The organism is Trinickia sp., from assembly GCF_036503415.1.
GTDB lineage: Bacteria > Pseudomonadota > Gammaproteobacteria > Burkholderiales > Burkholderiaceae > Trinickia.
Genome location: NZ_DASXWY010000150.1, coordinates 1 through 4,896, shown reverse-complemented (window position 1 = coordinate 4,896; position 4,896 = coordinate 1). Strand labels below are relative to the sequence as shown.

At 61.5% G+C, this 4,896-nt stretch carries 5 protein-coding genes and 1 pseudogene; 1 reads left to right on the top strand and 5 read right to left on the bottom strand.

Going from position 1 to position 4,896, the window contains the following annotated elements; translation table 11 throughout:
- A pseudogene (locus VGL01_RS18525) lies at positions 1-144 on the top strand (methyltransferase); the annotation flags it as partial.
- Between the two features lie 138 nt (positions 145-282).
- Here VGL01_RS18525 and VGL01_RS18520 read toward each other — a convergent pair.
- The 5 genes from VGL01_RS18520 to VGL01_RS18500 form a co-directional block, all read right to left on the bottom strand.
- On the bottom strand, positions 283-1,014 hold the full coding sequence (locus VGL01_RS18520; RefSeq protein WP_331571879.1) for an MBL fold metallo-hydrolase: 732 nt from the start codon (positions 1,012-1,014) through the stop codon (positions 283-285).
- A gap of 75 nt (positions 1,015-1,089) precedes the next feature.
- Positions 1,090-1,215 carry a benzoate/H(+) symporter BenE family transporter gene (locus tag VGL01_RS18515; RefSeq protein WP_331571881.1) on the bottom strand — a complete coding sequence of 42 codons (126 nt, stop codon included), beginning with the start codon at positions 1,213-1,215 and terminating at the stop codon, positions 1,090-1,092.
- A gap of 267 nt (positions 1,216-1,482) precedes the next feature.
- Positions 1,483-1,674: a hypothetical protein gene (locus tag VGL01_RS18510; RefSeq protein WP_331571877.1), complete on the bottom strand. Its 192-nt coding sequence runs from the start codon at positions 1,672-1,674 to the stop codon at positions 1,483-1,485.
- Between the two features lie 69 nt (positions 1,675-1,743).
- Positions 1,744-2,553 carry a sulfotransferase gene (locus VGL01_RS18505; RefSeq protein ID WP_331571875.1) on the bottom strand — a complete coding sequence of 270 codons (810 nt, stop codon included), beginning with the start codon at positions 2,551-2,553 and terminating at the stop codon, positions 1,744-1,746.
- Positions 2,553-4,724, bottom strand: a complete 2,172-nt coding sequence (locus VGL01_RS18500; RefSeq protein ID WP_331571873.1) for a peptidase domain-containing ABC transporter — start codon at positions 4,722-4,724, stop codon at positions 2,553-2,555. The genes VGL01_RS18505 and VGL01_RS18500 overlap by 1 nt, the downstream gene beginning before the upstream one ends.
- Between the last annotated feature and the right edge of the window lie 172 nt (positions 4,725-4,896).

Sequence of the window (4,896 nt, the reverse complement as noted above, 5' to 3'; positions counted from 1 at the left end):
AGCCTCAACATGCTTATCGAGACAGCCGGCGGCTTCGACTATACCGGCGCGCAGTGTCGCGAATGGATGCAGGAAGTCGGCTTCACACAGGTACGCGTCGAGGCTCTTACCGGGCCCGATTCAATGGTGATTGGAACCAGGTAGAAAGTCGCCGCGAAATCCGCAGGCATTCGACCACCGACCACGATGCTTCTCGGCGGTCGGTGACAGCCGGACGACGGGCGTAGCCCCGGACGAGACGAGCTGATCAGTTTGCTCCGAAGCGGCCCTTCAGCGCAGGGCCTAGCCGTGTTCGACGCTGTCGGCGAGCGCGCGCAACAAGGCCGCGCCATCGCCGCGCCAAGCACTGCCGTGCATGCAGGCGAGCGTTGTCGGCTGCAAGGCCGCGAGGCGTTCCAGCATTGCGCGGGCGTCCCTGGTGTGGGAGAAGTAGTCCATCTTGTGACGGAATGCCTCGCTCGATTCGAGGATGTCGCCCTCGGTAAGCGGCGGGTGATTCGAACCGCCTTGGGTAAACAAGTCGCCACAAAGCAGCGTTGCCGACGCTGTCTCCATGAGGAACCCGCATTCCCACGCGTGCGGTAAATGCGGTGTAAAAAGCCAGCGCACGGTGTGCTGCCCAAGCGAGAGCGTCTCGCCATCATCCAGCGCACGTGGCGGCCGGTCGGCGTAGTCACTAACCGAGACTATAGCCGCGATCTGGCCGCACAGTGGCTCCGCACGCGGCGCGGCCGCGAGAAACTCGTTGAGTGCGCCGCATTCGTCGGCCTCGAAATGCGAGAAACCGACATAACGCAAGCGACCGATTGGCATGATCCGCTCGACTGCTTCCCGGACGACCGGAAATAATCTGCGCAGACCCGTATGAAATAGCAGCGGCTCGTCGTCGTCGATCAGGTACTGGTTGAACGAGAATCCGCCGCCACCGGGAATCTCGACTGGAGTGGAGATGCGATAGATGCGGTCCGCAATCTCGTCGATTGTTGTACCGCTCGAAAGAGATAGAGTCGACATGGTGCGCTCCTGTCTTGGGCAACTGACGTGCTCCAGGCGCGGTCACATCGTCGGTGCACGTTCACCGATTGTCGATTATCCAGGGTACTGATGTCCAATGCCCCAAAACGCGGACCCGATCCCGACCAGAGCTATGCCCGAGGCGGTAGCAGCAAACGCCAGAGCGGCCGCATCGCGATCGTCCGCGACCTCCACGACCATGCCACTCATGGTGCCCGGTACGGAGCCCAGTGGGTAGGCTTGCTGACGCGCTTGCACGAAGTAGCCCGGTCCGTCATTCTCAGACGAATCGAGTTCGGATACGAAGGAGCGAGCTCGATCCCTATCGTCTACTCAAGGAGCCGGCGGACGTGGATGTACAAGCCGAGGATCGTAACGAGTCGCAGGTGCGGGAGCGGAGCCGCTGTGCTTCCAATCGCTGAGGGGTACGGAGACGCACGCCTTCCGGCGCGCGTCATCTCACCGCTATTAGCAGCCGTATCCCCAGCGGTTGCAGTTCGGGCCCGGGTCGCTATACCCACCGCGCACGCCTTGGATTTCCTCGGCGGTCAGCGTCCGCAGCGACGACGAGCGGCCTTCACGGAGCGTCATCGGCGTGCGGATCTTTTCGCGCGTGAGCGATTCAGCTGCCTGGCGCTCGGCCTGGTTCTTCTCATTCATGGTGAATATCCTCGTAAATCCCGCAATTAAAGGCTTCATTGCCTTCGATCGTGCGGGTATCGATCGAAGTCATACAATCGCGATGCCGTGTGCCTCCACATCGGGGCGTTCCCAGAAATTGAACGACTCCAGATGCGCGAACATATCGGGCGGCAAGACCGTGTCACGCGGCTCGAACGACACGCCGCGCCGCACCTGATGCAGCCCCGGCGTATTCACGGCGAGATCGAAGCTCTCAGCGTCGTATTGAACGTTTGCCGTGTCGTGTTCGAAAGGCACTTCATCAAGATGCGCATAAATGCGAGCGAGCACCCGGGCGGGCTCGCGGCACAACGTTTCGTAGCGCACCACGAGCACGCGTCCGGCTTCGGCGCCATAGCAAGCCTGCTTCAGTGCATCGAGCGCGTAGCCCACCATACCGTTGCTCGCGCAAAGCGCCTCGACGCGCTCGTACACCGTCACATCCGCCCGGTTGCCGAACAATGCGGACAATCGATGGGGATGCTTGCGCGCGAGCCGCTCGAGACTGTCGACCACCCAGCCGACATTCCGGACGCAGCAAATCGCCCGTGTCGCCGGAAACAGATCGACCAATCCCGGCAGCATGCAGCTCCATGAGCGATGCGTATCGATCACAACCGGCCGTCCGTCCGCATCGCCGTAGTAGGCATCGAAAACCGCCCGCAACAGCCGTCGCCGTCGTGCCGTATCAAAATGATGGTGCATCTCGACCGATGCATTCATCGCCTGTAACTGCGCAATGTAGAGCTGGGCGACGGGGCTTGTCATATCCGCGTGGATACGAGGATTCTGTCGAAGCAGCGCCGCCAGCAGCGTCGATCCCGAGCGCGGCAATCCCGACAGAACGTGATAGGTCATCAGGCGGTCTCCCTATGAGCGTGGTGGGTGCCGACCGCGCCGGCATCCTGGCCCCGGTGTGCCTCGTCATCGTCGACAAGATCTACGCGGCCGTGCTCGAGCCGGAACACGCGCTCGGCCGACGCAATCGTCTGCGGCCGATGGGCAATGACGATGCGAGTCAGTTGCATCGCACGCACGGCCGCATTGATGGCGGTTTCATTCGCGGTATCCAGATGGCTCGTGGCTTCGTCGAGCAGCAGCAAGCGGGGTTGCTTGTAGAGCGCACGCGCCAGCAGCAGGCGCTGCTTCTGGCCTCCCGACAGCAAACATCCGCCCGCGCCCACGAGGCTGTCGTAACCCATCGGCATGCGATCGATTTCCGCATGGAGCCCGGCGAGCGCGGCACAGGCTTCGATGCGCGCGATATCGACGTCCGCGGCAAAGAAGCTGATGTTCTCGGCAATCGTGCCGCCGAACACGGTGTCGTCCTGCATCACGGTGCCGACGAGACGACGAAAAGGTGTCAATCCGATCTCGTCGATACGCCGGCCGCCAAACAGCACTTCTCCCTCCACGGGTTCGAGCAGCCCTAACAAGATTTTTGCCAACGTCGATTTACCGCCCCCGGATGGACCGGTAATGGCGACGCTTTCGCCGGGCTCGATGCGCAGATCGACGCGCTTCAATACCCATGGCTCGGACGGCGCATATCGGAAACTGACGCCGCGCAGCTCGACGCTCGCCTCCAGACGATCATGGTCGATCGGCGACAAGCAGCCCGCCACTGCTTCGTTGGGTTCGGGCGCGTGATCGGTAATGTCGGTTACCCGTTCCACGTGCACGGCAAGCATTCTCAAATCGATGACGCAATCGATCAGCCCGGCAACACGGGTTGAGAATTGCTCCCGGTAGGCGACAAGGGCGAACAGCATCCCCACCGTCAAGCGGCTATCGATGACCGCGAGCGCGCCTATCCAGACGGCCGCAATGCGCTCCAGCCCGAACAGCAATGTGCTCATCGCGCGTTGAACGGCGACAATGCGTTCACCGCGCAGACCGGCGTTGAACTGACTGACCAGCAGATTCAGCCAATGCATTGTCCGCAGCGGCACTTGGCCATACAGGCGCACGGTCTGAATGCCGCGCAGCGTTTCGAGAAAATGATTGTTCTGCTTGCTGCCGAACGCGATCTCTTCCGCCTTGACGTCGCGCATTGCACGAAACGACAGCCATCGGGAGGCGAGGTACAGCGACGCGGCACCGACCGATACGACGCCGACGGCAGTGCTATACGACAGCATCATGGCCATCGTGCCGACGACCATGACGCCATCGACGATCGTTTGTGCAAATCGCGTACTCAGCATGTGCTGGATCTGCTCGACCGATCCGAAGTTCGACTGAACGGCGCCCGGGTGACGCCTTTCGAACCACGCGAGCGGGAGCCGAATCAAATGCGAAAAGACGTTCGATAGCCAGCGGAAATTCAGGTGTGCGCTGATTGCTGCGACTAGCCACCCACGAACCGCGGAGATCGCCGCCTGCACGACGACCAGCAGCGCGAATCCCATCGACAGCACGGCCAGCGTACGCGCGTGAGACGACGACACGAGCCCCCGGTCGATTGCCCATCGCAGGTGAAACGGCATGGCAATGGACAACGCCTCGAGCGCGAATGCCGATAGCAAGATCCAGCTAAGCTCGGATTTCGCATCGAGACAATATTTGGCGATCGGTGCGAAGCGCGAGAGATCTCGTTTTTCGCTGTGGCGCACGAATTCGCTCGATGGCCACAATTCCAGCGCCACGCCGGTGAAATGCCCATCGAACTCGCGCCACGAAATTCGCCGCAAGCCCGCGGCCGGGTCGTGTATCGTGACGCCGCTTCGGCTCAGCGACTTAAGCACGACAAAATGATTCATGTTCCAGTGCAGAATGCACGGCAGCCGCAGCTCGCCGAAATCTTCGATCTCGACGCGTAACGCTCGCGACGACAACGCCAAAGCGGAGGCAATATCGATGAGATCCGCAAGCGTTGCACCTTTGCTGGACAACACAATGTGCTGTCTGGCTTCGCGCATCGAAAGCGGTTTTCCGTGGAAGGCGGCCATCATGGCCACGCACGCGAGACCGCATTCGGTCAACTCGGCCTGGAGCAAAACGGGAAGTTTCCCGCGCAGCCCGATCATCGCGTTTGCGCCATGTACGCAAAGATCGTCACGGCGGCCACGAGCGAGCCTGCCAGTGCCCACGACGCCCACGCAGGCCATGCCCGGCGGATCAGAACCGTGCCGGCCATTGTGCGTTGCCGGTAATTCAGTGCAGCTGTCCGAAAGATCCGGTTTTGCGCCATAAGAAAAC

What these genes read in the sequence shown, in the direction of transcription:
- VGL01_RS18520 (WP_331571879.1), bottom strand. Translation starts at nt 1,014, where the DNA reads ATGTCGACTCTATCTCTTTCGAGCGGTACAACAATCGACGAGATTGCG.
- VGL01_RS18515 (WP_331571881.1), bottom strand. Translation starts at nt 1,215, where the DNA reads ATGGTCGTGGAGGTCGCGGACGATCGCGATGCGGCCGCTCTGGCGTTT.
- VGL01_RS18505 (WP_331571875.1), bottom strand. Translation starts at nt 2,553, where the DNA reads ATGACCTATCACGTTCTGTCGGGATTGCCGCGCTCGGGATCGACGCTG.
- VGL01_RS18500 (WP_331571873.1), bottom strand. Translation starts at nt 4,724, where the DNA reads ATGATCGGGCTGCGCGGGAAACTTCCCGTTTTGCTCCAGGCCGAGTTG.
- VGL01_RS18510 (WP_331571877.1), bottom strand. Translation starts at nt 1,674, where the DNA reads ATGAATGAGAAGAACCAGGCCGAGCGCCAGGCAGCTGAATCGCTCACG.